The organism is Streptomyces sp. NPDC053432 (assembly GCF_055585365.1).
In genome coordinates, this window is the sequence record NZ_JBVJKF010000001.1 from 228626 (window position 1) to 254791 (window position 26166).

30 protein-coding genes are annotated in these 26166 nt (G+C 74.1%); 12 read left to right on the plus strand and 18 right to left on the minus strand.

Features of this window, described 5'->3' with window-relative positions:
• Positions 1-7: 7 nt before the first annotated feature.
• The gene (locus ACZ6Y1_RS01045; protein WP_469620496.1) at positions 8-574 is read right to left on the minus strand and encodes a DJ-1/PfpI family protein; all 567 of its coding nucleotides are present in this window, start codon (positions 572-574) and stop codon (positions 8-10) included.
• A gap of 230 nt (positions 575-804) precedes the next feature.
• Here ACZ6Y1_RS01045 and ACZ6Y1_RS01050 point away from each other — a divergent pair, with 230 nt between their 5' ends.
• Positions 805-1620 carry an endonuclease I family protein gene (locus tag ACZ6Y1_RS01050; protein ID WP_469620501.1) on the plus strand — a complete coding sequence of 272 codons (816 nt, stop codon included), beginning with the start codon at positions 805-807 and terminating at the stop codon, positions 1618-1620.
• 2 nt (positions 1621-1622) lie between these two features.
• Here ACZ6Y1_RS01050 and ACZ6Y1_RS01055 read toward each other — a convergent pair whose 3' ends face one another.
• From ACZ6Y1_RS01055 to ACZ6Y1_RS01065, 3 genes are all read right to left on the minus strand, one after another.
• Positions 1623-2246: a hypothetical protein gene (locus tag ACZ6Y1_RS01055; protein WP_469620504.1), complete on the minus strand. Its 624-nt coding sequence runs from the start codon at positions 2244-2246 to the stop codon at positions 1623-1625.
• Between the two features lie 130 nt (positions 2247-2376).
• Positions 2377-4035, minus strand: a complete 1659-nt coding sequence (locus ACZ6Y1_RS01060) for a family 20 glycosylhydrolase (RefSeq protein ID WP_469620508.1) — start codon at positions 4033-4035, stop codon at positions 2377-2379.
• A 60-nt stretch (positions 4036-4095) separates the two neighbouring features.
• Positions 4096-5307 carry an MFS transporter gene (locus tag ACZ6Y1_RS01065; protein ID WP_469620511.1) on the minus strand — a complete coding sequence of 404 codons (1212 nt, stop codon included), beginning with the start codon at positions 5305-5307 and terminating at the stop codon, positions 4096-4098.
• Between the two features lie 114 nt (positions 5308-5421).
• Between ACZ6Y1_RS01065 and ACZ6Y1_RS01070 the strand changes: the two genes are divergently transcribed.
• A complete protein-coding gene (locus tag ACZ6Y1_RS01070) occupies positions 5422-5877 on the plus strand; it encodes a MarR family winged helix-turn-helix transcriptional regulator (RefSeq protein WP_469620514.1) in 456 nt (151 codons plus the stop codon).
• Between the two features lie 542 nt (positions 5878-6419).
• On the opposite strand, the gene ACZ6Y1_RS01075 is transcribed toward ACZ6Y1_RS01070, so the two are convergent.
• From ACZ6Y1_RS01075 to pdxR, 4 genes are read right to left on the minus strand one after another with little or no spacing between them, the layout of a single operon-like run.
• Positions 6420-6917: a hypothetical protein gene (locus tag ACZ6Y1_RS01075; RefSeq protein ID WP_469620518.1), complete on the minus strand. Its 498-nt coding sequence runs from the start codon at positions 6915-6917 to the stop codon at positions 6420-6422.
• A complete protein-coding gene (locus ACZ6Y1_RS01080; RefSeq protein ID WP_469621694.1) occupies positions 6914-7534 on the minus strand; it encodes an RNA polymerase sigma factor in 621 nt (206 codons plus the stop codon). The genes ACZ6Y1_RS01075 and ACZ6Y1_RS01080 overlap by 4 nt, the downstream gene beginning before the upstream one ends.
• Positions 7535-7575: 41 nt before the next feature.
• Positions 7576-8034, minus strand: a complete 459-nt coding sequence (locus ACZ6Y1_RS01085) for an LAETG motif-containing sortase-dependent surface protein (RefSeq protein WP_469620520.1) — start codon at positions 8032-8034, stop codon at positions 7576-7578.
• 43 nt (positions 8035-8077) lie between these two features.
• Positions 8078-9598 carry a MocR-like pyridoxine biosynthesis transcription factor PdxR gene (gene pdxR / locus ACZ6Y1_RS01090; protein ID WP_469620522.1) on the minus strand — a complete coding sequence of 507 codons (1521 nt, stop codon included), beginning with the start codon at positions 9596-9598 and terminating at the stop codon, positions 8078-8080.
• A gap of 29 nt (positions 9599-9627) precedes the next feature.
• Here pdxR and ACZ6Y1_RS01095 point away from each other — a divergent pair, with 29 nt between their 5' ends.
• Positions 9628-10557, plus strand: coding sequence for an EamA family transporter (locus ACZ6Y1_RS01095; RefSeq protein ID WP_469620526.1), 930 nt, complete (start codon positions 9628-9630; stop codon positions 10555-10557).
• A 120-nt stretch (positions 10558-10677) separates the two neighbouring features.
• Here the strand turns inward: ACZ6Y1_RS01095 and ACZ6Y1_RS01100 are convergent, their stop codons facing one another.
• A complete protein-coding gene (locus ACZ6Y1_RS01100) occupies positions 10678-11052 on the minus strand; it encodes a YbjQ family protein (RefSeq protein ID WP_469620529.1) in 375 nt (124 codons plus the stop codon).
• Positions 11053-11308: 256 nt separating this feature from the next.
• On the opposite strand from ACZ6Y1_RS01100, the gene ACZ6Y1_RS01105 reads away from it, so the two are divergent.
• Positions 11309-11791 (plus strand): hypothetical protein, encoded by a 483-nt coding sequence (locus ACZ6Y1_RS01105; protein WP_469620532.1) that lies wholly within the window; start codon positions 11309-11311, stop codon positions 11789-11791.
• A 19-nt stretch (positions 11792-11810) separates the two neighbouring features.
• Here ACZ6Y1_RS01105 and ACZ6Y1_RS01110 read toward each other — a convergent pair whose 3' ends face one another.
• From ACZ6Y1_RS01110 to ACZ6Y1_RS01140, 7 genes are all read right to left on the minus strand, one after another.
• Positions 11811-12158 (minus strand): NYN domain-containing protein, encoded by a 348-nt coding sequence (locus tag ACZ6Y1_RS01110; protein WP_469620534.1) that lies wholly within the window; start codon positions 12156-12158, stop codon positions 11811-11813.
• Positions 12159-12188: 30 nt separating this feature from the next.
• Positions 12189-13238 (minus strand): phosphatase domain-containing protein, encoded by a 1050-nt coding sequence (locus ACZ6Y1_RS01115; RefSeq protein ID WP_469620537.1) that lies wholly within the window; start codon positions 13236-13238, stop codon positions 12189-12191.
• 3 nt (positions 13239-13241) lie between these two features.
• On the minus strand, positions 13242-14450 hold the full coding sequence (locus ACZ6Y1_RS01120) for an RNA ligase (RefSeq protein WP_469620540.1): 1209 nt from the start codon (positions 14448-14450) through the stop codon (positions 13242-13244).
• A gap of 57 nt (positions 14451-14507) precedes the next feature.
• On the minus strand, positions 14508-14669 hold the full coding sequence (locus tag ACZ6Y1_RS01125) for a hypothetical protein (protein ID WP_469620544.1): 162 nt from the start codon (positions 14667-14669) through the stop codon (positions 14508-14510).
• Between the two features lie 106 nt (positions 14670-14775).
• Positions 14776-15210, minus strand: a complete 435-nt coding sequence (locus tag ACZ6Y1_RS01130) for a VOC family protein (RefSeq protein ID WP_469620547.1) — start codon at positions 15208-15210, stop codon at positions 14776-14778.
• A 9-nt stretch (positions 15211-15219) separates the two neighbouring features.
• The gene (locus ACZ6Y1_RS01135) at positions 15220-16176 is read right to left on the minus strand and encodes a tellurite resistance/C4-dicarboxylate transporter family protein (protein WP_469620550.1); all 957 of its coding nucleotides are present in this window, start codon (positions 16174-16176) and stop codon (positions 15220-15222) included.
• A gap of 401 nt (positions 16177-16577) precedes the next feature.
• On the minus strand, positions 16578-17003 hold the full coding sequence (locus ACZ6Y1_RS01140) for a DUF5997 family protein (protein WP_469620553.1): 426 nt from the start codon (positions 17001-17003) through the stop codon (positions 16578-16580).
• Positions 17004-17062: 59 nt separating this feature from the next.
• On the opposite strand from ACZ6Y1_RS01140, the gene ACZ6Y1_RS01145 reads away from it, so the two are divergent.
• The 3 genes from ACZ6Y1_RS01145 (at position 17063) to ACZ6Y1_RS01155 (ending at position 19605) form a co-directional block, all read left to right on the plus strand.
• Positions 17063-17890, plus strand: coding sequence for a LysR family substrate-binding domain-containing protein (locus ACZ6Y1_RS01145; RefSeq protein WP_469620558.1), 828 nt, complete (start codon positions 17063-17065; stop codon positions 17888-17890).
• A 169-nt stretch (positions 17891-18059) separates the two neighbouring features.
• Complete coding sequence (locus ACZ6Y1_RS01150; RefSeq protein WP_469620560.1) at positions 18060-19217, plus strand: PP2C family protein-serine/threonine phosphatase; 1158 nt, start codon at positions 18060-18062, stop codon at positions 19215-19217.
• Positions 19218-19236: 19 nt separating this feature from the next.
• Positions 19237-19605, plus strand: a complete 369-nt coding sequence (locus ACZ6Y1_RS01155) for a VOC family protein (RefSeq protein ID WP_469620563.1) — start codon at positions 19237-19239, stop codon at positions 19603-19605.
• Between the two features lie 200 nt (positions 19606-19805).
• Here ACZ6Y1_RS01155 and ACZ6Y1_RS01160 read toward each other — a convergent pair whose 3' ends face one another.
• Positions 19806-20531, minus strand: coding sequence for a hypothetical protein (locus ACZ6Y1_RS01160; protein ID WP_469620567.1), 726 nt, complete (start codon positions 20529-20531; stop codon positions 19806-19808).
• A 327-nt stretch (positions 20532-20858) separates the two neighbouring features.
• On the opposite strand from ACZ6Y1_RS01160, the gene ACZ6Y1_RS01165 reads away from it, so the two are divergent.
• The 3 genes from ACZ6Y1_RS01165 to ACZ6Y1_RS01175 all read left to right on the plus strand — a co-directional run bounded on the left by ACZ6Y1_RS01165 (position 20859) and on the right by ACZ6Y1_RS01175 (position 23911).
• Positions 20859-22361 (plus strand): glycoside hydrolase family 18 protein, encoded by a 1503-nt coding sequence (locus ACZ6Y1_RS01165; protein WP_469620570.1) that lies wholly within the window; start codon positions 20859-20861, stop codon positions 22359-22361.
• Positions 22362-22594: 233 nt separating this feature from the next.
• A complete protein-coding gene (locus tag ACZ6Y1_RS01170) occupies positions 22595-23008 on the plus strand; it encodes an ATP-binding protein (RefSeq protein ID WP_469620573.1) in 414 nt (137 codons plus the stop codon).
• Between the two features lie 135 nt (positions 23009-23143).
• Positions 23144-23911, plus strand: a complete 768-nt coding sequence (locus ACZ6Y1_RS01175; protein ID WP_469620576.1) for a carbonic anhydrase — start codon at positions 23144-23146, stop codon at positions 23909-23911.
• Positions 23912-23986: 75 nt separating this feature from the next.
• Here ACZ6Y1_RS01175 and ACZ6Y1_RS01180 read toward each other — a convergent pair whose 3' ends face one another.
• A complete protein-coding gene (locus ACZ6Y1_RS01180; protein ID WP_469620580.1) occupies positions 23987-24226 on the minus strand; it encodes a chaplin in 240 nt (79 codons plus the stop codon).
• 183 nt (positions 24227-24409) lie between these two features.
• Here ACZ6Y1_RS01180 and ACZ6Y1_RS01185 point away from each other — a divergent pair, with 183 nt between their 5' ends.
• Complete coding sequence (locus ACZ6Y1_RS01185) at positions 24410-24760, plus strand: ArsR/SmtB family transcription factor (RefSeq protein ID WP_469620583.1); 351 nt, start codon at positions 24410-24412, stop codon at positions 24758-24760.
• Positions 24761-24900: 140 nt separating this feature from the next.
• Entirely contained in the window at positions 24901-26154 is a 1254-nt protein-coding gene (locus tag ACZ6Y1_RS01190; protein ID WP_469620587.1) for an MFS transporter, read from the plus strand.
• Positions 26155-26166: the final 12 nt, after the last annotated feature.

Below are 26166 nucleotides of genomic sequence, written 5' to 3' on the forward strand. Positions count from 1 at the left end.
GTCGGGATCAGGCCACCGGGGCCTTGCCGCGGAGCACCGTGAGGAACTCCCGCATCCAGCGCGAGTGGTCGGGCCAGGCGCGGGCCGAGACCAGGGTGCCGTCGACCACCGTCTCGGAGTCCTCGAACTCCGCCCCGGCGGCCTTCATGTCCAGCTCCAGCGCGGGATAGGCGGTCACCCGGCGCCCGGACAGGCTCCCGGCCGCGGCCGTGATCAGGGGGCCGTGGCAGATCTGGGCGATCGGCTTGTCCGCCTCGGCGAAGGCGGCCAGGATCCGCCGCACCTCGGGGTCGTTGCGCAGGTACTCCGGCGCACGGCCGCCGGGCACGACCAGGGCCGCGTACTCCTCCGGCGCCACGTCGGCGAAGGCCACGTCGGCGGGCCAGGTGTAGCCGGGCTTCTCGGTGTAGGTGTCGAAGCCCTCCTCGAAGTCGTGGACCACGAACCGCAGCTTCTTCACCGCGGGCGCCGCGATGTGGACCTCGTACCCTTCCTCGCGCAGGCGCTGGTACGGGTACAGGACCTCCAGCGATTCGGCCGCGTCGCCGGTCACGATGAGGATCTTCACTGCCATGGGCTGCTCCCGGTAGGGGTGTTCACGGTACGGAGGTGCGCGATCGGCCCGGCCCCGCCGGGCCACCGCTACCCTGCCCGCGCCGCGGCGGCCGCACACACGAAGATCCGCACGCCGGACACATGGTCTTTACCTGCCGGGCACATGACAATGTGAGCCTCGCTCTGCCACCTGACACCCCGCCAACACCCAGGGCGGGGGCGGTGTTTGTGGAGAGGAACCCCCACGTCATGAGATTCTCCCGGCTGACCCCCTGGGCCTGTGGCCTCGCCGTGGCCACCCTGATCGCGATACCGGCGGCCGCCTCCGCCGGCCAGGACCGGACGGCCGCCGCCACGGCCGCGAGCCCTTCCGTCTCCGTGGACGCGTACTACGCCGCCGCCGAGGGCAAGTCCGGCGCCGCGCTGAAGACGGCCCTGCACGACATCATCAAGGTGCAGTCGAAGGTGAGCTACGACGGCGTGTGGAACGCGCTGAAGGTCACCGACCAGGACCCGGCGAACCCGAACAACGTCATCCTCGTCTACTCCGGCCGCTCCCAGTCGAAGTCCACCAACGGCGGCGGGGTGAACGACTGGAACCGCGAGCACGTCTGGGCCAAGAGCCACGGGGACTTCGGCACCGCCACCGGCCCGGGCACCGACCTGCACCACCTGCGCCCCGAGGACGTCACGGTCAACAGCACCCGCGGCAACAAGGACTTCGACATGGGCGGCAGCCCGGTCGCCGAGGCCCCGGGCAGCTTCACCGACGGCGACTCCTTCGAGCCGCGCGACGCCGTCAAGGGCGACGTCGCGCGGATGCTGCTCTACATGGCCGTGCGCTACGACGGCGGCGACGGTTTCGCCGACCTGGAGATGAACGACAGGGTCAACAACGGCACGGCGCCGCTGTTCGGCCGGATCAGCGTGCTGAAGCAGTGGAACCGGATGGACCCGCCGGACGCCTTCGAGCAGCGCCGCAACCAGGTCATCTACGACACGTACCAGCACAACCGGAACCCGTTCGTCGACCACCCGGAGTGGGTCGACTCCATCTGGCCCTAGGACTACGGCAGGTAGACCTCGTCGAGGGTGTCGATCGCGCCGTCGGCGCCCAGGTGGTACTGGAACGGGCGGCCCGAGTCGGGGTGGGCGGTGACCCAGTCGATCAGCTGCTGGAGCGTGATCTTCTTCGATGCCGAGCCCTCGACGATCGGCGCGGTGGCCGTGATCTCGGCGGTCTCCGCGATCGGGACGAAGACCTCCTTGCCGACCGCGTCGAAGTACGCGCCGTCAGCCGGCGTGCCGCAGCTCCAGTTCCCGTACCGGACGATCAGGTTGTGCGAGCCGCCCTCCGGCGTGTAGCGGTTCACCGCGATCAGGTCGGGCGCGATCGGCATCTTGTGGTCGCAGGTCGCGTCCGGCGCCGGGGAGGCCGGCTTCTTCGTGGCGGCGGGCTTCACGGCGGACTTCGCGGCGGACTTCGACGCCGAGGGCGCCGGGGCCTTCGCCCCGGTGGAGGGGGCTGCGGGGGCCGGGGATCCGGCCGGCCCGGCGGACCCGGCCGAGGCGGCGGGACCGGCCTTCCCGGCCGCAGGGCCGCAGGCCGTCAGGGCCAGCGCCGCGCTCACCGCCACGGCGGCCAGTGCCGCACGCCCCGGGCTCCTGCGCGGGCCGCGTACCGCTCGCATGGTGGTCTCCCTCTGCCTGGTCGAAGTGTCGGGTCAACCTAGCGTGCGGGTTCCGGTCATGACGATGGCCTGATCACGATCGTCACCGGTCCGGCATCCGTCCGTTGCGGACCGGGGATCCGGGCCTGCCTCAGAGGCGGTCGGCGAGGGCCTCGAACCCGGTCCAGGGGAGGGCGGGCGTGCGCGCGTCCCACACCTTCTGGGAGAGCGCGGCCAGCGGCAGCCGGATGCCCGCAGCCACCTGGGCCGGGGTCTGGGCGCCGGAGAGATCGCACCAGACGGCGAGCCGCGCGCCAAGGATCTGCGGCGCGTACGAGGCCGGGACGGCTGTGGTGCCGCGCAGGACGAGCGGGGTCCACTGCTCGTAGATGCGGCGGCCGGTGGGGTAGGTGAACTGGTTCGGCTCGCCCAGCACGTAGTACAGGTACTCGTCGTTGAGGTTCACGACCTTGCGGCCCTCGCGCAGGTACTCCAGCGGCGGGCGGGCGCCGATCTCCTTGCCCGTCCAGTACTCGGCCTGGAGGTCCTTGGCGGCGGTGGTCACCCCGCCCGTGAAGAAACCGTCGTTCCAGGCCTTCAGCGCCTTGCCCGAGGGGCGGACGACGGCTGCCCGGTCGTTGAGCCAGCCCGTCGCCAGGTCCTGGACCCGGGCGTTCGCCCCGTACCGCTGCCGTGCGGCGGTGGCCAGCTGCGGGAAGGAGGCCTGCGGGTCGCGGTAGACGAGTGCCTGGTACTCGTCGGCGCCCAGGTGCCAGGCCCCGCCGGGGAAGAGAGGCAGGTACTCGCGCAGCAGTTCGTCGACGAGCTTCGCCGCCGCCGGGTCGGATATGTCCACCGCGCCCTTGACCGCCCGGCCCTGTACGTCGTGCAGTTGCAGCCCGGGGTGGGCGCGTATGACCGCGCCGAGGTGCCCGGGCGAGTCGATCTCCGGCACGACGGTGATGTGCAGCCGGGCGGCGAGGGCGTTGATGTCGCGCACCTGGGCCTTGGTGAGGTGCGGGGTGGACACGATCTCGGGGTGGCTGGTGGATTCGATCCGGAAGGCCTGGTCGTCGGAGAAGTGCAGGCCGAGCTGGTTGAGCTTGAGGTCGGCCATCTCCCGCAGCCGGGCCTTGATCCAGTCGGGCGTGAAGTACTTGCGCGCGATGTCCAGGTTGAGCCCGCGCTGCGGCTTGGCGGGAGCGTCGCGCACGGTGCCCTCGGGGGCCGAACCGGCCGTCTTGACCGCCTGCTTGAGGGTGCGGGTGCCGTAGAACACCCCTGCCTCGTCGCGGCCGGTGACGTGGACGCGGCCGTCCTTCACGGTGAGGGTGTAGGACTCGGGCGCCCCCGACGCCGCGTCGCCGAGGGAGAGTTCCACGTCCCCGGTGCGCGGCGCCGCCGACTCGGCGTAGCCGATGCCGAGTTCACCGGCGAGCAGTCTGCCCTCGTCGGAGAGGGCCGCCTTGTCGTCCGCCGGGACGACCACCCGTGAGCCGGGGGCGGGCTTCCAGCCGGGGCCGCGGGCGGGAACGTGCTCCCGTACGGCCGGGATGGTCTGCGGGGCCGTGGAGAGGGGGTACGTGCGGGTCGGCGAGGGGGTGGGGGCCGCCTCGGAGGCAGGCTCGGTACTGCCGTCGGGCGGTGTGGTGGCGGTGCCCGGCTCCCGGGTCGGGGCGGAGGGGGCGGCCGGGGCGCGGGCGTTGTCGGAGGCGGCCGTACAACCGGGCACGGCGAGCGTGACCAGCGCGGCGGCGGTTGCCGTCGCGATGGCGTGGACCCTCCTGTGCCGCCTCGGATTGCGCATCATGCTCCCGTGTCTCCCCGTACCAACCTGGCACGGGGGACGCGGGAGCGCGACCGGTGGGGCTCAGCGGCGGGCTGCGGCGCGGGCGGGTTCGGGGCTCCCCGAGGCGATGATCCGGCCGGGCCGGGCCGCCGTACGGCGCTCCAGGGCTCCGGAGACGAGGGCGAGCACGAGCGCGGAGGCGGCGAGGGCGGCGCCGACCCAGTTCGGCGCGGTCCAGCCGAGGCCGGCGGCGATGACCAGGCCGCCGAGCCAGGCGGCGAGGGCGTTGCCGAGGTTGAAGGCGCCGATGTTGACGGCGGAGGCCAGGGTGGGTGCCCCGGAGGCCTGGTCGAGGACCCTCTTCTGGAGCGGCGGGACGGTGGCGAAGCCGAGGGCGCCGATGAGGACGACGGTGACGGCCGCGCCCGCCTTGGTCTGCGCGGTGAGGGTGAACAGGGCCAGTACGACGGCGAGCGCGCCCAGGGTCGCGTACAGCATCGGCATCAGCGCGCGGTCGGCGAACCGGCCGCCGACGAGGTTGCCCGCGACCATGCCCAGGCCGAAGAGGACGAGCAGCCAGGTGACGGAGGTGTCGGCGAATCCGGCGACCTCGGTCATCATCGGGGTGATGTAGGTGATCGCCGCGAAGACCCCGCCGAAGCCGAGGACGGTCATGGCCATCGCGAGGAGCACCTGGACGTTGCGGAAGGCGGCCAGCTCGTGGCGGATCGGCACGCCCTGCGGCCGGGGCAGGTCGGGCACGAGGCGGGCGATGCCGAGCAGGCCGAGGACGCCCAGGGCGGCGACGATCAGGAAGGTGAGGCGCCAGCCGGCGGTCTGTCCGACGAGGGTGCCGAGCGGGACCCCGACGACGTTGGCCACCGTGAGGCCGGTGAACATCATCGCGATGGCGCCGGCCTTCTTCTCCGGGGCGACGAGTTCGGCCGCGACGACCGCTCCGATGCCGAAGAAGGCCCCGTGCGCGAGGGAGGCGACGACCCGGCCGGCGAGCATGGCGCCGAAGGCGGGGGCGAGCGCGGAGAGCACGTTGCCCGCGATGAACAGACCCATCAGCAGCATCAGCATGCGCTTGCGGGGGACGCGGGTGCCGAGGACGGTCATCAGCGGGGCGCCGAGGACGACGCCCAGGGCGTAGCCGGTGACCAGGAAGCCCGCGGTGGGGATGGAGACGCCGTAGTCGGCGGCGACCTCGGGCAGCAGGCCCATGATCACGAATTCGGTGGTGCCGATCCCGAAGGCCCCGATGGCGAGGGCGAGGAGGGCGAGTGGCATGAGGGGAGCCCCTTCAGGGGAGATTGCTTGCGCGGCTTACGTGCGTCCACATTAATTGCAGACGCGGGATATTTGCAAGCGCGGGCTATTGCGGTTCTCGCCTATCCTGGGGGCATGACGGCCATGGACAGCGCACCGGCCACCCTCGCCCAGGGCTGGTGCGCCCTCTCCCTCCTGCACGGGCGCATCGAGTCGCACATCGAGCGGGCGCTGCAGGCGGGGCACGGGCTCAGCGTGCGCGAGTACTCCCTGCTGGACGTGCTGAGCCGGCAGCACTCCGGCCCGGGCGGACACCTCCAGATGAAGCAGGTCGCGGACGCGGTGGTGCTCAGCCAGAGCGCGACGACCCGGCTGGTGACCCGGCTGGAGGACCGCGGACTGCTCGCCCGCTACATCTGCGACACCGACCGCCGGGGCATCTACACCGACGTCAGCGAGTCGGGCCTGGCCCTGCTGGCCGAGGCCCGGCCCACGAACGACGCGGCCCTGCGCGAGGCCCTGGACCAGGCCGCGCTCACTCCGGAACTGGCCCCGCTGGTGGCCGCGGTCCGGGGCGCGGGTACGGCTTAGGGGGTGTTGCGGAAGTCCTGTGCGGTGCCCGCGGTGTCCGGTGCGTGCTCTCGGCGTGCCGGGCGAAGGTCCTCGTACTGGGCGTACTCGGGGCTTCGGCCGGTGCGGCGAGAGTGCGTGCCGGGCGCCGTGGGCGCCGTGCGGGACTTTCGCAACACCCCTAGTCCCTGCCGGGGTTGGGCGGGCCGCCCGCACGGCCGTCGAGGCGGCGCGGGCCCGCGGCGCCGGCACCCGCGGGTCCGCCGGCCGGGGCGACTCGGCACGGGTCGCGGCCCCGTCCCGCCGTGTGACGGCCTCCGGGGCGGCCGGGGACGGCCGGCGTCGGCGCGCGGCGCCGGGCCCTTCGCCGGCGGTCCGTCGCGTACGCCCGCCGGCGGCCCGGCCCGCTCCTGGTGCATTCGCTGCCGGCAGCGGGCCGTCCTGCGTCACCCACGCGGCGCGGGAGGTCCCCGTCCCCGGGTCGTTGAGCCGGGGCGGCCGCCCCGGCCTCGCGCATGACGCGCTGGATCAGGACCTCGCGCTGCGCCCCGGTGTCCCGTGGGTCAGGACGGGCTCGGCGAGGCGGGGACCGACGGCGAGGGCGGCTTCCCGCCCGGGCTCGGGAAGCCCGAGGGCGTGACGCTCCGGCTCACCGAGGCCCCCGGGGTGGGTGGCGAACTCGCCGACGGCGACTGCGACTTCGGCGCTCGCGTCCCTCCCGGCGACGGCGTGGCCGAACCCGGGGACGACAGCGAGGGCGACGGCGAGGGCGAGGGCGGGACCGGCTCGGGCGGCGCGGCCGGCGGCACCGGGCGGACCGGTGCGTCGTCCGGGGCGAGGACCAGGTACCCGGCCAGAGCGGCCGCAGCCACCCCCAGCCCGGCCAGCGCGAAGGTGAGGCGCCGCCGCAGCCGCGGGACGGCCAGGTGCGGCCCGGGCGGATCGGCGGGCCGGAGCGTGCGTACGGTGACCTCGGCCGCGCGTGCGTCCAGGGCCTGCCGCAGCCGCCGCTCGACGGGGCGTTCGCCGTCGTGCGTCGTGGGCGGCGTCGTGGGCGTCATATCCGTCCCTCCAGGATCCGCTCCAGCGCGTCCAGACCGCGGCTCGCGTTCGACTTCACCGCTCCCCGGCTGATCCCGAGGGTGGTGGCGATCTCCGCCTCGCTGAGCTCGGCCCAGTAGCGCAGTACCAGGACCTGGCGCCGGCGCGGGCTCAGCCGGCCGAGCGCGGCCAGCACCTCGCGGTGCGCCTCGTCGAGCACGACGGACGCCTCGGCGGACGGCACGTCGGCCGGGGCGGGCGGGGTCCAGGCCCGGGCGGTGCGCCGGCGGCGCAGTACGGAGCGCGAGGTGTTGACCACGGCGGTGCGCAGGTAGCCGAGCGCGTTGTCGACCTCCGCGATGTGCTCGCCGTGGCGGCGGTACAGGGCGGTGAAGGCGTCCTGGACCACGTCCTCCGCGGTGGCCGGGTCGTCCACGAGCAGCACGGCCAGCCGTACCATCCGCAACCGGTGGGCGTGGTAGAGCGCGGACACGGTGGGCGGCTGCCCGGAGTCGCCGTGGCCGGTGAAGTCGTAGGTGTACGGGGGCCCGTACGCCGGTGCGGTGACCGGCGGGGCGGAGCGTTCGCGGCGCAGCAACGCCCACAGGCCCCGCCACGCCCGGTCGAGGACGGGCATGGCGGGGCCGGCGGTCGGTACGAGGTGAAGCACGGGTTTCCTCAGCCGTTGGTGCGGCGCCGGACGGCGTACAGGGTTCCGGCTCCGGCGGCGAGGAGGGCGGCGGCCCCGGCGCCGAGGGCGGTGGTGGTCGCGGAGGAGCCAGTATGCGCGAGCTCCGCGTCGCCGGACGCGGCGGGTGAGGGGGAGACGGTCGAGGCCGGGCCGGTCACGGCGCTCGGGACGGCGGACACGGACGCCGAGGGCGCCGCGCTCGGCGATGCGCTGCCCGGGACGCTGACCGAGGGGGTCGGCTTCGCCGTGCCGGAGGGCGCCTTCGGCGGGGCGCTCGGCGAGGCGCTGGAGGCGGGCGCGGGCGACGGCGAGGCGGAGGCTCCCGTGGCGAAGGCCGGTCCGGCGAGGGCGACGACCGCCCCGGCGGCGGCAACGGTGACGGCCGCCCGGGCGGTTCGGCGGGCGGGTCGGGCGGCGGTTCGGGGGGCGCGCTTCAGGTTCGTCACGGTGGTTCTCCACGGTCGGGTCGAGGGCGCGGGACCGCACCCTTCACCCCCGCACGACGCGCGACCCCCCTGGAGGTTGCTTCTTTTCCCGAAGAAGTTCGCGACCGGTCCGCGAAAGGTCCTCCAGGGCTCGGCCCAGCGTGGCGACGCCCTCTTCGATCTCGCTCACGGAGCCGACCGCGTAGCCGAGGATCAGGCCCGGCGCGCCCGGTCGTATCCGGTGCCAGGACAGCGGATGGGCCTTGACCCCGAGGGACAGGGCCGCCGAGGCCAGGTCGGTGTCCGCGAAGCGGGCGCCGTCGAAGGTGACCATGAGGTGCAGGCCGGCCGCCGTTCCGTGCACCCTGGCGCCGGGCAGCCGGTCGGCGAGGGCCCCGAGCATCGCGTCCCGGCGGCGGCGGTGGCGGCGCCGCACGAACCGCAGGTGGCGTTCCAGCTCGCCCGATTCCATCAGCCGGGCCAGGACGAGCTGGGCGAGGACCGGATTGCCGAGGTCGGCGTACCGCTTGGCCTCGATCACGCGGTCGCGCAGCCGCGGCGGGACCAGCAGCCAGCCGAGGCGCAGCGCGGGCGCGAGGAGCTTGGAGACGCTCCCGGCGTAGCAGACGCCCTCCGGGCACAGGGCGCGCAGCGCGGGGACGGGGGCGCGGTCGTAGCGGTGTTCGGCGTCGTAGTCGTCCTCGATGACCAGCCCCCCGGCGGCCGCCCAGTCGAGCAGGTCCCGGCGGCGTCCGCCGTCGAGGACGACCCCGGTCGGGAACTGGTGCGCCGGGGTCGTCAGGACGACGCCGGCCCCGCCGGCGCGCAGGGCGGCCACGTCCAGCCCGGCCCCGTCCACGGGTACCGGTACGGTCTCCAGCCGCCCGTACTCCAGCTGCTGCCGGGCCCCGAGGGAGCCGGGGTCCTCCACCGCGGCGCGCCGTACGCCGTCCTCGCGCAGGACCTGCGCGAGGAGCCCGAGGGCCTGGGCCACGCCCCCTACGATCACCACTTCCTCCGGATCGGCCCGGATGCCCCGGTTGCGCGACAGCCACCCGGCGACGGCGCCGCGCAGCGCGGGCGCGCCCTGTGGGTTGCCGTAGCCGAAGTCGGCCGGGGTGAGGGAGGCGAGCACCCGGCGCTCGGCCTGCAGCCAGGCGGTGCGGGGAAAGGCGGTGAGGTCGGGGACGCCCGGCGAGAGGTCGATCCGGCACGGCACGGCGCGCAGCGCGTCCACGAACCCCTGCCGTTCCGGGGCGGGGACGGGAACGGCCGCCGGGGGCGGTGCGGCGACCACGACCGTGCCTCCCCTGCCGCGGCCGGACACCTGGCCGGTCTCGGCCAGCCGCTGGTAGGCCTCGGTGACCAGCCCGCGCGAGACGCGGAGTTCGGCGGCGAGCACCCGGCTGGCGGGGAGCCGGCTGCCGACCGGGAGGGTCCCGTCGGCGATGGCTGCGCGGAGCCGGCCGGCGAGCCAGTCGGTCCGGCCGCCGGCCGGGGCCTCGCCTATGTCGAGCTGGAGGAAGTCCGCCCCGGCCGACGCCGTTCTGGACCCCTGCACCGCGCTCTCTTTGGACCTGCTCATGGGTCCATTGTGGGGCCAGGCTGGTCCGCATGAACCAGAACACCTTCCGGGACCTGGCTCCCGGGATCACCGGCATGGCGCTGGTCGGCAGCAGCGTCACCGTCTCCCACTCCCTCGTCGGCGCCCCGCTCTTCACCCTCCAGGCCGCCCGGTACGCGGGCGCGGCCCTGCTCCTCCTGGCACTGGCCCGGGCGGCGCGGGTGCCGGTGCTGCGGCCGCGCGGCCGGGAGTGGCTGTGGCTGGCCGGGATCGCGGCGACGGGCCTGGTGCTGTTCAACGTGGCCGTGGTGCGGGGGGTCGCGCACGCCGAACCGGCCGTGATCGCCGTGGCGGTGGCCTCCGTGCCGATCCTGCTGGGCCTGCTCGGCCCGCTCCTGGAGGGGCGGCGGCCCAGCCGGCAGGTGCTGCTCGCGGCTCCCGTGGTCGTCGCGGGGGCGGTCCTGGTCGAGGGGACGGGCCGGACCGACGCCGCCGGGGTGGCGTGGGCGGCGGTGGCGCTGGGCTGCGAGGCCGCGTTCACGCTGCTCGCCGTTCCGGTGCTGCGGCGGCACGGGCCGTGGGGGGTCTCGGTGCACGCGGTGTGGATGGGCGCGCTGATGTTCGCGGGCCTCGCGGGGGCGTGCGAGCACGCCGGGGAACCGGGCGCGGTGACCGGGACGCAGTGGGCGGCCTCGGGGTATCTGGCGGTCATGGTCACCGCGGTGGCGTTCGTCCTCTGGTACCGCACGGTCGCCGCGGTGGGCCCGGGGCGGGCCGGGCTGCTGACCGGGGTCGCGCCGGTCGCGGCGGCGGGGGCCGGGGTGTGTGCGGGTGGCGGGGTCCCGGGGGCGATGGTGTGGCTGGGCCTGGCCGTGGTGATCGCCGGCCTGGCCCTCGGCCTCCGGCCGGCCCGTACGCCGTCCCGTACGCCGTCCCGCCCGAGCGCACCCGTCCGTCGAGCATCCAGCCCCACCCGTTGACCCGGCCCGCGCCGCCGGGGCCGGGTGTGCGTTCCCGGTGCTCGGCGGGGGCTCCAGTGCATCGCCGCGCCGCCGGGGCCGGGGCCGGGCCTGCGTCGGGGCGCCCCCGCCTGGTGACCGTCAGGCGGAGGCGGGGACCAGAACCACGGCCGTCCCGTACGCGCACACCTCGGTCCCGACGTCGGCCGCGTCGGTGACGTCGAACCGCATCATCAGCACGCCGTTCGCGCCCCGCGCCTTCGCCTGTTCGATGAGCCGTGCCATGGCCTGGTTGCGCGTCTCGACGAGGGTCTTCGTGAGGCCCTTCAGCTCGCCGCCGATCATCGACTTCAGGCCGGCGCCGATCTGGCTGCCCAGGTGGCGGGAGCGCACGGTGAGTCCGAAGACCTCGCCGATGACCTGCTCGACCCGGTATCCGGGGACGTCGTTGGTGGTCACGACGAGGATGCCGGTCTCGTGCGCGCCGGGACCGCCGCCGTAGTCTTCGATTCCCATGGCACACACTCTGGCCCGGCCCGCCGCCACCCGCATCCGGAAGTCCGGCGGGCTGCGGCCGAGCCGGTCCCCGGTGGGCACCGTCCCTCCGGGCCCAGGACGGGGCCGACGCGGATTGGGCATATCGGGCTAATCGGCGGTGCGGCACCCGGAGGCCCCGCGCGGCCCTCGCCATAGTCGTCCGTGGCAACCGCCCGGTTGCCGCCCCGTGCCGCGCTCGGCGGCCGGGCGGAAGTCTTCGCAGAGGAGCCCGCTCATGCTGAAGCCCACCAGGACCGTCCTCGCCCTCGCCGCCGGAAGCCTGGTGCTCGGCCTGGTCGGTGCGGGCGCCGCGGCCGCGGACGACGGCGTGTTCCGCATCGCGGGCCACACCACCGGCAAGGTCGTCTCCAAGGGCCCGCTGAAGGTCCGGAGCAAGCCGACCACGCACTCCCGGGCCGTCGGCGAGGTGCGCCCGCACAGCAAGGTCGAGATCTGGTGCAAGAAGCGCGGCGAGAGCGTCGGCGGGAACAGCATCTGGTACCGCCTGGCGGAGCGTGACGACGAGGAGAACGCCGCGCCGGAGAACGGCGGCTCCGGGCGCGGCGACTGGCAGACCGGCAAGCCCGAGAACGGCCGCAAGGACCAGGCCGACTGGCAGAACGGCTCCCGCCCCGACCACCGCAAGGCGTACGGCGAGGAGCGCTGGGTCTCCGCCCGCTACGTCGAGAACCACGGCTGGGTGCAGTACTGCCGCTGAACCGCCCGCCCGGCCCGGGTCAGTCCTGCGGGCGTACGGAGCGCGGCCCCACGCACCGCGCTCCGTACGCCGCCACCCGGGCCCGCAGTTCGCGGTCGGCCGTGACCACCACGCAGTCGCGGTCCGCGTAGGCCGCCGCCAGTTCGACGATCCGGTCGTCGCCGCTGCCGGGCGCCGGGTCCACCCGTACCCCGGGCACGGACTCGACGCCCCGGGCCGCGCCTTCGACGACGAGGATGATCTCCTCGCCGGCGTCGCGCGCGGCCAGCCGGTCGCGCAGTCGCTCGGCGGCGCCCCGCCGGTCCCGCCACCAGCCGTCGGGCACCGAGCCGACGACGTTGGCCGCGTCCACGATCAGCACGCCCATCTTCACTCCCCGCGCTCCGTGCTCCGGCGCCTAGAAGTCGCCGTAGTTGACCTGCCAGGTGGGCAGGCCCATCCGGCGCCAGACCGCGACCACCCGGTCCCGGTCGTCGAGCGACACGCGTACCGCGTACCGGTGGCGCACGTGCGCGTCGAACAGCTCCGACTTCACCACGTCGTCGCGGCGCTGGTCGCCCGACGCGCGCATCCACAGTTCGTCGTAGGGGACTTCGTGCCGTGCCAGCCAGCGCTCGGTCTGCGGCCGGAACTCCTCGCTGCGCCCCGACAGCAGCACGATGGTGTCGCCGTCGGCCCGCCGGAAGGCTCCGAGGGCGTGCCGGACGGACTCGTTGAGCAGGTCGAGCTCGCAGCGCGTGAAGTCGTACGGGCCCCGGTCGCCGGTCAGCGCGAGGGTGCCGTCGATGTCGCACATCACGGCGGAGGGCAGCGACGGGTCGGGGACGTACTCGGTCACCGGGGGCACCGCGGCGCCGCCGGAACCGCCGTTCATCCACTCCGAGGTCAGGCGCCATCCGCCCTTGCGGGCCTTGTCGTGCTTCTCGGCCAGTATGCGGATGATCTCCTCGCCGACCCGGCGTTCCCGGCCGGCGTCCCGGCGCAGGCACTCCTCCAGCGGGACGTCGGTGAAGTCGTGCACGACGAACGTCGCGAGGCCGCCGACCGCCGCCTTGAGCCGCTTGGGGATGTGCTTGGTCAGGTGCGTGTTGTCGACGACCACGTCGAAGCCGCCGTCGACCGCGGCGCGGACGGCCGCGTCCTGGACCGCCAGGACCGTCTGCTCGTGCGCGAAGCTGCGGCCGCGCTCGGGGTCGGGCAGGTCGAGCATGCTGCGCAGGTCGTCGAGGTTGACGCGGCGCATGCGCCCGCCCGCCTCGGCCTGCAGGGCGCGCGCGGCCGTGGTCTTGCCGGAGGCCGGGAGACCGGTCATGACGTGCACGACGGGCAGCCGGTCCTCCTCGGCCGCAGTCCCGGCGGCCGCGTCGGTGACGGCGGTGAGGCCGGCGACGTCGGTGACGGCAGGGGCTGCGGCTGCTGCTGCGGGTACGGGTGTCTCCTCGGACACGGGTCAGTTCTCCTCGTCGTTCGTGAAGGGGTCGGAGGCCTCGGGCCGGACGAACCGCCAGACGACCAGGTCCGTGGGCTTGCCGTCCAGGCGCAGGAACATCGCGGCGCGGATGGCACGGTCGGGCAGTTCCCGGACGGCCCGCGCGAACGCTCCCCGGTCCGCGGCGAGATGCGCCAGTCCCTCGTAGGCCTCGTCCACCGCGCGCTCGCGCCGCCCGGCCTCGTCCTCGAAGCGCGCGATCATCTCGCGCACCCAGGTGTCGAACTCGTCGGGCACCTGGTCGAGCAGCGCGTCGAGCGGCTTGCCGCCCGAGGCCTCGATCTCGGTGACCGTGCAGCCGAGGCCCTGCGCCACCTGCTTGGCGGGCAGGCCGGCGAACCGCTGGATGCCGTGGGCGCGCCAGATGTCCCGCTCGGTGACCTTGGTGAGCACCCGGTGGAGCCGTACGTACTCGGACAGCTTGGCCTTGGCCCGTACGCCGGACGCGAAGCGCAGGACGAAGCCCTCCGCGTCGATACCGCTCGCCGGGGCGCCGCCGGGCAGGGTGTTGGAGGCGGTCAGTGCCATCAGCTCGTCGAGGGGCATGGCGGGCCACACGGTGACGACCGAGCCGATGCCCTCCCAGTGGGCCGCGGCCTCGGCGAGCGGGACCTCGACCCCGTCGGTGCCGAAGGCGGCGAGCAGCACGAGGTCGCGCCGGTCGCCGTAGTCCACGACGATGCGGTTGCCCGGGTAGAGGATCTCTGCGAGGTAGGTGACGCCGGGGCGCAGCGCCGAGGTGTCCTTGCCGTCGAGCCGTCGCTGGGCCCAGGCGGCCTGGGCGCTGATGAAGGATCCCTTGGAGGCCACGTGCCAGCGGCCCGCGTAGTGGAAGACCACGCCGAGGCTTCCGTCGACCTTGTCGTACACCTCGAACGGTTCGTCCGGCAGGGCGGGCGCGTAGGGCCTGCCCGATTCGTGCTCGCTGACGTTGAAGAACTTCGGCAGCGGCAGCGCGACGATCGCGCCGGTGGTGTCGTCGGCGACGAGTCCGCGGCAGCGCGTGGTGACCTGGTTCCAGACGTGTTCGTACTGCGCCGTCCGCGTGTAGGTGTAGATGGACAGCGGCAGTTCGGGGTGCGTCTTGCGGGTCACGTGGCCGGCCTCGATCGCCTGGCCGAGGGCCTGGGCGGGCAGCAGGTCGTGCAGAGTCAGGATCTCCTGGCTCATGGGTTCCTCCCGGTTTGAGATGCGTCATTCTGACGCGCGGGAGGTTCTGCCCGGTACTTAATTATGCCTGGTCACGCGTGCGCCCAGGCGGTTGATGTCGGCGGGCCGGTGGAGCCGGGTCCCGGAGGGCACTGCGCGCACCGGCTGGACGATGCCGGCGCTGAACACGTAGGCGCGGAAGGGGAGTTCCCTCAGGGCGTTCTCGGTCCTCCCCTTCACCCGGGCCCACATCAGCCGGCCGCACTCGGTGCTGTCCGTGCCCTCGCCGGAGACATTCCGGTCGCGCCGAACAGGAGGACGTTCACGGGACCACCTCGGGACCGCCTCAGTGGGAGATGCAGAGTTCGTTGCCCTCGGGGTCGGTGAGCGTCGTCCACGCCGAGGGGCCCTGGCGACCCTCGTGGAGGCGCTCGGCGCCCTTGGCGACGAGGCGTTCCACGACGGCCTGCGGGTCGTCCTCGCCGGTGCGGACGTCGAGGTGCACCCGGTTCTTGACCGTCTTGGGCTCGGGCACGAACTGGAAGAGCACCCGGGGCGCCCGCTCCAGCCCCTCGGGGTGACGGATCCCGGCTCCGGCCTTCCAGACGAGGGTGCCGCGGTGGGTCGCCGTGTCCTCCATGCTCGCGTGGCCGGCGGCGACCATGCTGCGGATGAACTCCTCATCGGTCTGCTCCACTTCCCAGCCGAGGGCGTCGGCCCACCAGTCCGCGAGCGTGTGGGGGTCGGCAGAGTCGATGGTCACCTGGAACGTGTACGCCATGCCCGCACCCTACCTTCGGCCGTTCAGACGTTCGAGTCGGCGACGGGAAGTGATCATGGCGGCGCAGGTCAGCACGCAGGCGCCCACCGCGATCCAGAGGAGCACCCCGCCCACCGGGCGCAGCCACGCAATCCCCGCGGGTTCCGCCACGGCGAGGCAGGCGGTGGCCGTCATGCCGAGGGGGAAGACGGTGGACCAGCGCCGGATGTCGTAGCGGTGCCGGGGATGGCGCAGTTCCGCGCCGAGGAGGACCACGTACCAGGCCAGGGACAGCGCAAGCAGGATCAGGGTGACGCCGCGCAGGGCCGTGTGCGCGGCGCCGGTCCACACGGGCGCCGCGGTGAGCTTGGATCCGGCGAGGGCGGAGATGGACAGCGCCCCGCCCGCCACCCAGTGGTCACCCGCCCCGCCCGCCACCTCGCCCGGGTCGAAGCGGCGCAGGGCCGCCACGTAGAGCAGCAGCCCCAGCAGGAAGAGGGCGAGAGCCGCCTGGTCCAGCCATACGGGGCCGCCCGCGGCGGCGAGGGTCGCGGCCAGGACGGCCAGCCCCTGGGTGGCCACGCAGACGAGGAACGCCGCGCCCGGCATGTGGCGGCGCCAGTGCCGCAGGACGTGCACCAGCAACCCCGGCCACAGTACGGCGGCCAGCGCGAGCAGGGCCGCGGCCGTGGTCTGCCGGCCGAGCAGGGAGATCCGGGTACCGAGCACGGTGGTGGCGGCCACGGCGGTGAGCGCGGCCGGGGTGTCGGCCTCCGCGCGGAACCGCCGGCGGTCGCCCAGCAGGCGGCTCGTGAAGTCGACGGCCAGGACGAGCCACAGCACGGCCGCCACGACCAGCGCCGCGAGCGACAGCGCCTCGTGCCCTGTCAGGTGCAGGCCGACGGACAGGATGCCGGTGGCCATGACGGCGGCGCCCGCCGCGGGCGGGAGTCCGGCCCACCAGCCACGGCCGGGGAAGGGGCTCACCCCTCCAGCGGACCCCACCCGCCGCCGGGCCGCCACTCCGGCCGCTCCGCACGGGCGGCCCTGCCAAACCCCGGTGCACGGATGATCAACAGTCCGTGCGCGCGATGCACACACCCGCGCGCGGGCCGCCCCTAGGCTCGTACCAGGACGAGGACCGCCGGTCCGTGACAGGGGTACGGACCGTCCGGTTCCGCGGATCGAGGCGCCGTCGCGGCGGCGGCCGGGCGATCCGCACGCGTCGCGAGCGCGGCCGGGGCGTCACGGGATCAGGAGTCACCGTGGCACCCGGCCGTGCTCGCCGTCCTCCGGAGCACATGGCGGCAGGAGGGGTGGAAGCCGTCAGGCCCGGCTTCCCCAAGGGGAGGCCGGGCCTGACGGGAGGGGTCGGCGGCGAGCGCCGGTCAGGAGCGCGAACCGTCCGCCTTGTCGGCCTTCTGAGCGGCCTTCGCCGCCTTCTCGGCGTGCATCTCCTTGATGCGGACCGTCTCCTTGCGGACCTCGGCCTGCGTGGCGCGCTCGCGCTGGAGCCACTCGGGGGCTTCCTGCTTCAGCGCCTCGATCTGCTCGGTGGTCAGGGCCTCGGTGACCCCGCCGCGGGCGAGGCCCGCGATGGACACGCCGAGCTTGGCCGCGACCACCGGGCGCGGGTGCGGGCCGTTGCGCCGCAGATCCTGAAGCCACTGGGGCGGGTCGGCCTGCAGCGCACTCAATTCACTGCGCGAGACGACACCCTCCCGGAACTCTGCGGGGGTGGCCTCGAGGTACACGCCCAGCTTCTTGGCCGCGGTCGCGGGCTTCATCGTCTGGGTGTTCTGGTGCGACGTCATGGTGTCAAGGGTATCGAGCGTGTGCGCTACCTCCGACCACGACCGGTTAACCTGGCGGGGTGACAGGCTCGGAAGTACCCCATTCGTTCCGTCTCGCCTATGTACCGGGCGTGACCCCCGCCAAGTGGGTACGGATCTGGAACGAGCGGCTGCCCGACGTCCCGCTGACCCTGGTCCAGGTGTCCCCCGCCGAGTCGTTCGGCGCGCTGCGCGGCGGCGGCGCCGACGCGGGTCTCGTCCGGCTGCCGGTCGACCGTACGGATCTCAGTGCCATCCCCCTCTACACCGAGACCACCGTGGTCGTGATCCCCAAGGACCACCTGGTGGCGGCGGTCGAGGAGATCACCACCGCGGACCTCGCCGACGAGATCGTGCTGCACCCGCTCGACGACACCCTCGACTGGGAGAAGCTGCCCGGCCGGCCCGCGTTCGAGCGCCCCGCCACGACGGCGGACGCCATCGAGCTGGTGGCCGCGGGGATCGGCGTGCTCGTCGTCCCGCAGTCCCTGGCCCGCCTCCACCACCGCAAGGACCTCACGTACCGGCCCGTCACGGACGCGCCCGAGTCGCGGGTCGCGCTGTCGTGGCGGCAGGAGGACACCACGCCCGATCTGGTCGAGGAGTTCATCGGCATCGTCCGGGGCCGTACGGTCAACAGCACGCGCGGCCGTGGCGGCCCGACGCCGCCCCAGCCGAAGGCCAAGCGGGCCGAAGCGGGCGGGGCGGCGAAGCGGAACCCCGCGGCGGCGGCCGGGAAGTCCGGCGGCAGGACGGGGAGCAAGGCGGGCGGCAGGAATCCCCGCGGCGGCTCCGGCGGCGCGGGCGGCTCCGGCGGCTCCAAGGGCGGGAAGGCCACCCCCAGGCGCGGGAAGCCGCGCAGCCGCTGAAGAGCAGGCGCTGAGGCGTGCTCTGAAGAGCAGGCGCTGAGGCAGGCGCTGAAGCGGCCGTGAAAAGGGGCACCGGGCGGCCCCGCACGGGCTCCCGAGGGGCGAGAAGGGGTGGCCCCGACGGCCTCGCGTGGCGGATCCGGGCCGTCCGGCGGTGTATGCAGGTGGGATGGATCTCCGACCGCAGGGCACGCCTCGGCAACGGTCCGAGCGCGTGCGCCACGCACAGCTCGCGGTTCCGTTCGTACTGATCGCCGCCGTGACCGTGGTCGACATCCTGGCCCCGCCCGATGTCCACCTCGGTCCGTTCCTGGTCGCCGCGCCCGCCCTGACGGCCTCGTTCCGCGGCCCCCGGATGACGGCGTTCGTCGGCCTGCTCGCCGTGATCGCGCAGGTGGTGGTCTCGGCGGTGCGCACCACCCTCACCGACCTGAACCACACGTTCCAGACCATCGCCCTGATCATGATCTCGGTGTTCGTGACCCTCTTCGCCTACCTGCGCGAGGAGCACGAGAAGGAACTGGTGCAGCTGCGCTCCGTCGCCGAGACCGCCCAGCAGGTGGTGCTCAGACCGCTGCGCGAGCGGATCGGCCCGCTCCGCGTCGCCTCCGTCTACCTGGCCGCCGCCGCCGAGGCGCGGATCGGCGGCGACCTGTACGCCGCCGCCCGCACGGCCACGAGCACCCGGCTGATCATCGGAGACGTCCGCGGCAAGGGCCTGGACGCGGTCGGGGAGGCGGCGCTGGTCCTCGGCGCCTTCCGGGCGGCCGCGCACCAGGAGGCCGATCTGCGGCGGCTGGTGGACTACCTGGAGGGCGCGGTCGCCCCGGACCTGTTCGACAGCACGGCCCCGGACGACGGCGAGGACGGGGGCGCGGGTCCGAGGACCGGGGAGGACGAGGGCTTCACGACGGCGGCCGTCCTGGACATCCCGGACGACGAGCCGTTGCTGCACCTCGTCAGCTGCGGCCATCCGCCGCCGCTGCTCCTGCTGCGCGAGGGGCGGCCCGTTCCCCTCGAAGTGGCCCGGCCCTCGCCGCCGCTCGGCCTCGCCGGGCTCGCGGACGGCCCGGTCGCCGCGCAGACCTTCGCCTTCGGGGTGGGCGACGTCCTGCTCCTGTACACCGACGGCGTCCTGGAGGCGCGTGACCGGGCCGGGGTCTTCTACCCCCTCTCCGAACGCGTGGCCGCGTGGAGCGGACTGCGGCCGCAGGCCGTCCTGGACCACCTCTGCGCCGACCTGCTGGCCCACGTGACCGGCAGCACGCTCGGCGACGACGCCGCGATGGTGGCGATCGAGCGGCTCGACCGGCTCCCGCGTCCGTAGCGTTTGCCAGAATCGGATCATGCTGACCATCGGAACGATCGTCATGGGCGCCGAAGACGTGCGCCGCGCCGCGGAATTCTGGTGCCGGGCGCTGGGGTACGTACCGCGCGGGGGCGAGGTGGACGAGCGGTGGACCGTCCTGGTCCCCGCCGACGGCGGCGGGCCCGGCCTGGCGCTCGGGCGGAGCGTGTCGCCCGTACAGGAGCGGCCGCGCGTCCACCTCGACCTGTACGCGGCGGACGCGGCGGAGCAGGAGGCGCAGGTGAAGCGGCTGGTGGAGCTGGGGGCTTCGCCCGTGGACTGGGACTCCTACCCCGAGGACCCCGATTTCGTGGTGCTGGCCGACCCCGAGGGCAACCGGTTCTGCGTCATCGACGCCACGCACTGAGGGGCGCCCTGCGCCTTGCCCCCCGCCCGGGTGTGGACCCAAGGACCGCCGAGAGGTGGATCACCTCTGGGACGGTCTCCATACGGGGCAAGGTGCCGCGGGGGCAGGTGCAGCGGGGGCAGGTTCGTCCGCCGGTACGCCGTGATCACTCCTGCCCCGCGGAGATCGACCCGCACCGCCGGATCCTTGCTGAGGTCCTGTCACGTGGACTGCAACGTGCGAACTCGGGCACGGAAGACACGCCAGCGCCGCTCGTTGTCATGCACCAGCGTTGCCGACTCCGTCATCAGATCAGCCGCCCGGTCCAGCAGCTCTGAGGCCGAATACAGGTAGGCGGGGGCCGTCCGCTCGCCTCCCAGATCGACCCGCAGCGCCGCGGGAGCGAAGTCGACGCGGGCCAGCAGGTCAAGAGCGCGCCGAAGCAGCCGTGCGACCAGGGCCAGGAGGCCCGCCGACTGCCAGTCGTTGGCGATGATCCGATGCCGCTCCCCGAGCAGGTCGACCAGTGCGGGATAGGCGGCCAAGCCCCCCGCGATCTCCCACGCCTGCTCCATCGCACCGGCCAGCCAGGCACCCGTCTGCTCGACGTCATCCGCCAGCAGGCCGATCTCACGCTTCAGCCGCTGCAGTTCGACCGGCTCGCCCTCCCCTTCCATGAAGAGGATCCCCGACGCCGCGACGAGCCCGGGGGCATTGAGGTCCGCCGTGCCGGCGAACGCAGCCGCCGGCCCCGGCTCGCCCACGCCGACCACGCTCCAACGGTCGGCCAGCGTCTTCAGCGACCGAGACCTCTCCTGCAGATCGCCGGCCTGCCGCAACGGTGCCCGCGAGTAGTACTCCTCGTGCTCGCGATGGAACCGCGCGAGATTGTCGATCAACTGCAACAGCGACTCAGGAGGGCTGAGCTGCGCCTCGTCTGCGGCCATATCAGCAGTGTGCACCAGGTCTCAGGCGCACAGACGTCCAGCCACGCCCGGACGCGTCGCATACGAGGGGCGGCCCCGGGGGGCCAGCCGGTGAGCCACATGAGGCAGCACGAGCTGGATCTGCATGGATTGCCACGGACGGCGGGGAGCCGGAACCCTCCAGGTGGAAACGCTGCACAACGGCGCTTCCTTGGCCCTCCCTTTCCCCTTCCTTAAGCGGAACGTAAGCCTCGAAGGCTCCGCCCCCAAACGAACGAATGTCCGTTTCGGGGCGGCTAGCGTGCTGCCGCATCCCCAACTCCCCGGTAACACGAAGGCAGGCACGCGATGGGCAGCACAGTCGGGCACCGGCGCAGGACGAGCCGTACGGCGAAGGTCACGGGAGCGGTCCTCACGGCGGCGGTGATCGGGGGCGCGGTGTTCGCGTTCACCGGGACCGCGCAGGCCAGTTCCGTCGGCGCGGTGTACACGAAGTCCAGCTCGTGGAGCGGCGGTTACACCGGCCAGTACGTCATCACCAACAACACCGGCCAGGCGCAGGCGGATTGGACGCTCCAGTTCGACCTCCCCGCCGGAACGAAGATCGACTCCCTCTGGAACGGCACCCACACGGTCGAGGGACGCCGTGTCACCGTGAAGCCCGCGGACTGGAACCGTGAGCTCGCGGCGGGCGCCTCGGTCACCGTCGGCTTCGTCGCGAGCGGCGGTGGCACCGGCGCCCCGGCGGATCCGACCCGCTGCCTGATCAACGGCCTGAAGTGCTCGGTGGACCAGGGCGCGACGGCCCAGCCCAGCGGACGCCCCACCACCCGCCCCACCGCCACCTCGACACCGACCGCACCCGCGCCGACCACCTCCTCCGCGCCGACGAGGACCGCGACCCCCGCCCCCACGACCCCCACCACCCCGCCGCCCACCGGCGGCGGCTCCCCCGCGTCCGGAGCCCGCTTCGCCCCGTACGTGGACACCTCGCTCTACCCCGCCTACGACCTGCTGGACACGGCGGCGAAGACGGGGGTGAAGGAGTTCCACCTCGCCTTCATCACCGCGGGCGGCGGCTGCGCACCGCTGTGGGGCGGGGTCACGGACCTCGCGAGCGACCGGGTCGCCTCCCAGATCGGCGCGCTGCGCGCGAAGGGCGGGGACGTCCGGGTCTCCTTCGGCGGGGCCGCCGGGCGCGAACTGGCCCTGAACTGCGGCACCGTCGACGAGCTGGCCGCCGCGTACGGCAAGGTCGTCGACCAGTACCGGCTCACGAAGGTCGACTTCGACATCGAGGGCGCGGCCCTGCCGGACACGGCGGCCAACTCCCGCCGGGCCCAGGCGATCGCCCGCCTGCAGAAGTCGCACCCGGGCCTGGACGTGGCGTTCACCCTCCCCGTGATGCCCGAGGGCCTGACCCAGCCGGGTGTGGCACTGCTGGCCGACGCGAAGAGCAACGGCGTGCGCGTCGACTCCGTGAACGTCATGGCGATGGACTACGGGCCGGCGTACGGCGGGGACATGGGCCAGTACGCGATCCAGGCCGCGACGGCGACGCAGGCGCAGCTCAAGGGCGTCCTCGGCCTGTCGGACGCGGCGGCCTGGAAGGCGGTGGCCGTCACCCCGATGATCGGCGTGAACGACGTCGCGAGCGAGGTCTTCACCGTCGAGGACGCGACGCAGCTGGCGGACTTCGCCGCGTCGAGGGGCATCGGCCGCCTGGCGATGTGGTCCGCGACCCGCGACAAGCAGTGCGCCTCGGGTGCGGTGCCGTACGCGGACGCCACGTGCAGCTCGATCCTCCAGCAGCCCCTGGCCTTCACCAAGGCCTTCGCCGCCCTCAAGTAGCCGCGGGCGTAGGGGGTCGCTGCCCCAGCACGAGCCGAACCGGGAACCCCTCCTCCCGGTTCGGCTCTGCGCCGCGGTCCGAACCTGCCGGTCGGCCCGAGCGTCCCACCGGCCGGGTGGCGGGGGCCGGGTCGGCCGAAATGCCGATGGGCGGGACAGGTGTGGGCTGGGAGGCTTGTGGGCAGGGGGCGGTCCGATTCCCACCGATTCCCCGCTGGACAGGAGCTGCGCCCATGCTCGTCCTCGGCTCCTCCCGTGCGGACACCGCACGAGCCCGCCGCGCCGCCGCCGTGTACGTGCGCGCCAGGTGCCCGTGGGCCGACGCGGACGACGTGCTGCTCGTGGTCAGCGAACTGCTGGGGAACGCGGTGCGGCACACCGACGACGGCCGGTGGCGGCTGCGGATGAGCTGCCCGGCCGGGTCGCTCGTCGTCGAGGTGTACGACCACAGCAGCGCCCGGCCCGTTCCCCGCGCGGGGGACCCCGGCAACGGCGGCGGTTTCGGCTGGGGCATCGCCGAGCAGCTGACCTCCTCGCTGACGGTCCTGCCCCATGGCATCGGCAAGTCCGTGCGGGCCGTGTGGTGCGAGGCCGTGGCCGGCGTGGGCGAAGCGCACGCGCCGTCAACACCGGTTCTCGCGGCGTGACGTGGCGGGGGCACAGGGCCGCCGGGACCACATGCTGAGAGGATTTGCGTCCTCATCCGGCCTGCGAAGAGCGGTTCGCGCCATTGTGTCCGGCAGGTCAACTGAGCACGGTGGAAAGCGGGTTACGGTCCCGCCATGTCTTCGAACATACGCGCTGTCGACACCGCCACCGGCACCCGGGCCCCCGCCTCCGCCCCGAGCCGCCGCACCCTGCTGCGCGGCGCCGTGGCGGGCACGGCGGTCGCCGGTGCGGGCCTGGCCTTCGGTACGGCCTCCCCCGCCTCCGCCGCCTCCCGGGAGGCCGAGAGCACCGAGCGGATCACCACCCCGGCGCAGGCGCTGCGTCGGCTGGCGGCGGGGAACGAGCGCTGGCGCACGCTGCGCCAGGAGCACCCGCACGAGTCCGCGTACCTGCGCCGCCGGCTCGTCGACGGCCAGCAACCGTTCGCGATCGTGCTGGGCTGCGTCGACTCCCGGGTTCCGCCCGAGCTGGTCTTCGACCAGGGGCTGGGCGATCTGCTGACCGTGCGCTCGGCGGGCGAGGTCCTGGACGAGGCGGTCCTCGGCAGCGTCGCCTACGGCGTCCTCGAACTGCGCATCCCGCTGATCATGGTGCTGGCCCACCAGTCCTGCGGGGCCGTCGCCGCGGCCGTCCACGCCGACGAGACCGGCCAGCCGCTCCCGGCGCACATCCAGTACCTGGCCGATCAGATACGGCCCTCCATCGACCACGGCCAGAGCGGGCCCGCCCGCGTCGACGCCACGATCAACGCGAACGCACGGAGCGTGCGCGACAGGCTGGCGGCCGAACCCGACCTCGCCGCGAAGGTGGCCACGGGCGAACTGGCCGTGGTCGCCGCCCGTTACGAGCTGCGCGACCAGCGCGTACGCACCTTCTCCTAGGACCTGGCGTCACCCGCGCGTACGGCTCGCCCCGGCCGTGGCGCGGGCCGGGGCGAGCCGTCATCACGGGGTGCGTCAGGCGTTGACGCAGGTGTTGGCGGCGGCCGGGTTGAGGGCGCCGACCAGGTTCACGGTGTTGCCGCAGATGTTGATCGGCACGTGGACCGGGATCTGGACGAGGTTGCCGGACAGGACGCCCGGCGAGCCCGCCGCGAGGCCCTCGGCGGTGGCGTCGGCCGAGGCCACGGAGGCACCGCCGATGACCACGAGACCGGCCGCCAGGGCAAGACCCGCGCTCTTCCACATACGCAACATGTGACATCTCCTCGCAACGACACGGCGGAGCCGGAGCACCGCACGGCCCCGAGCGGGGCCATCCCCCGTTCCTTCGGCAGCCGACGGCCGCGAGCTCCAACCCGGGCCGCCCGGTTCCCTCGAAGAGGTGGCCGGCCCGCCTCCGTTCGGGGGCATCGGCGCCCGCGCCCGTACGATGTGCGCATGAACGAGGGCATGCACCTGGCAGGTGCGCGGGATGCGCAACGACAGGGTGCCCGGCTGGAGACGGCCGCGTCCGTGCTGGCCCTGCTCTCCGACCGCACCCGGCTGGCCCTGCTCGACGAGCTCGGCCGGGGCGAGGCGGACGTCACCACCCTCACCGAAGCCTGCGGGGCGGCCCGGCCCTCCGTCAGCCAGCACCTGGCCAAACTCCGGCTTGCCGGCCTGGTCACCGCCCGCAAGGACGGTCGGCGCGTCGTGTACGCGCTGCGCCACGGGCATCTGCGGCGGCTGGTGGACGAGGCGCTGAACGTGGCGGATCACCAGCTCCACTCCCTGCCCCCGCACGACTGAGGCCCGCACGACCGAGCGCCCCGCGACTCAGCCCCCCGCCACGGGGTCGTCCTGTCTCGCGAATGCGTGCATAGGTACGCACATGTTGGCTACGATGGGCGTCCCTCCCAGCGACCGCCGACCGGGAACGGGGCCCGCCGATGCTCTCCGTATGGCGCAACCGCACCTACCGCCGCCTCTTCACCGCCCACGCCGTCGCCCTCACCGGCACCGGGCTCGCGACCGTCGCGCTGAGCCTGCTCGCCCACGACCTGGCCGGGGACCGGGCCTCGGCGGTGCTCGGGACCGCGCTGGCGATCAAGATGATCGCCTACGTCGCCGTCGCCCCCGTGGCGTGTGCCGCCGCCCGCCGGATCCCCCGCCGGACCCTGCTGGTGACCAGCGACGTCCTGCGCGCGGCGGTCGCGCTGGCCCTGCCGTTCGTGACCGAGGTCTGGCAGGTGTACGTCCTGATCTTCGTCCTCCAGTCGGCGTCGGCGGCGTTCACTCCCGCCTTCCAGGCCACCGTCCCCGCCCTCTTCCCGGACGAGCGCGACTACACCCGGGCCCTGTCGACGATCCGTCTCGCCTACGACCTGGAGAGCCTGTTCAGCCCGGTCCTGGCCGCGGCCCTGCTCACCCTGGTCTCCTACGACTGGCTGTTCGCCGGGACGGTGCTCGGGTTCCTCGCCTCGGCCGCCCTGATCCTGTCGGCCGCCGTTCCCGGGCCCGGTCCCGGCCCGGGGCAGGGCCCGGCCGCCCCCGCGGCCGGGGTCCGCGCCGGCGCCTCGTACGGCGTGCGCCTGTTCCTGGCCGTCCCACGGCTGCGGAGCCTGCTCGCCCTGGACCTCGCGGTCGCGGCCGCCGGGGCGATCGTCTTCGTGGACACCGTCGTACTGGTCCGCGACCACCTGGGGCGGCCGGCCGGCGCGGTCTCGCTGGCCCTGGGCGCGTACGGGGCCGGCTCCATGGTCACGGCGCTGCTCCTGCCGCGCCTGCTGCGCCGCCTCGACGACCGGGCCGTGATGCTCCCGGCCGCCTTCGCCCTCCCGGTGGTCCTGGCCGGGGTCGTCGTCCTCACCGCCGCCGCCCCGGGCCCCTGGTCCTGGCCCGGCCTGCTGGCCGCCTGGGCGGCCGTCGGCGCCGCCTGCTCCGCCGTCCTGACCCCCGGCGGGCGCGTGGTCCGCGACTGCGCCGCGGACGAAGACCTGCCGGCCGCGTTCGCCGCCCGGTTCTCCCTCTCCCACGGCTGCTGGCTGCTCACCTATCCGCTCGCCGGCTGGCTCGCCGCGGGCGCCGGACTCCCCGTGACCGCGGCCGTGCTCGGCGTGCTCTCCCTGGGCGCGGCCACCACGGCGCTCCTCGTCGCCCCGACGGCGTCGCCGCTTCCGGCGGCCGTCCGTCAGCCCGCCTGAGCGCCTGGCTAC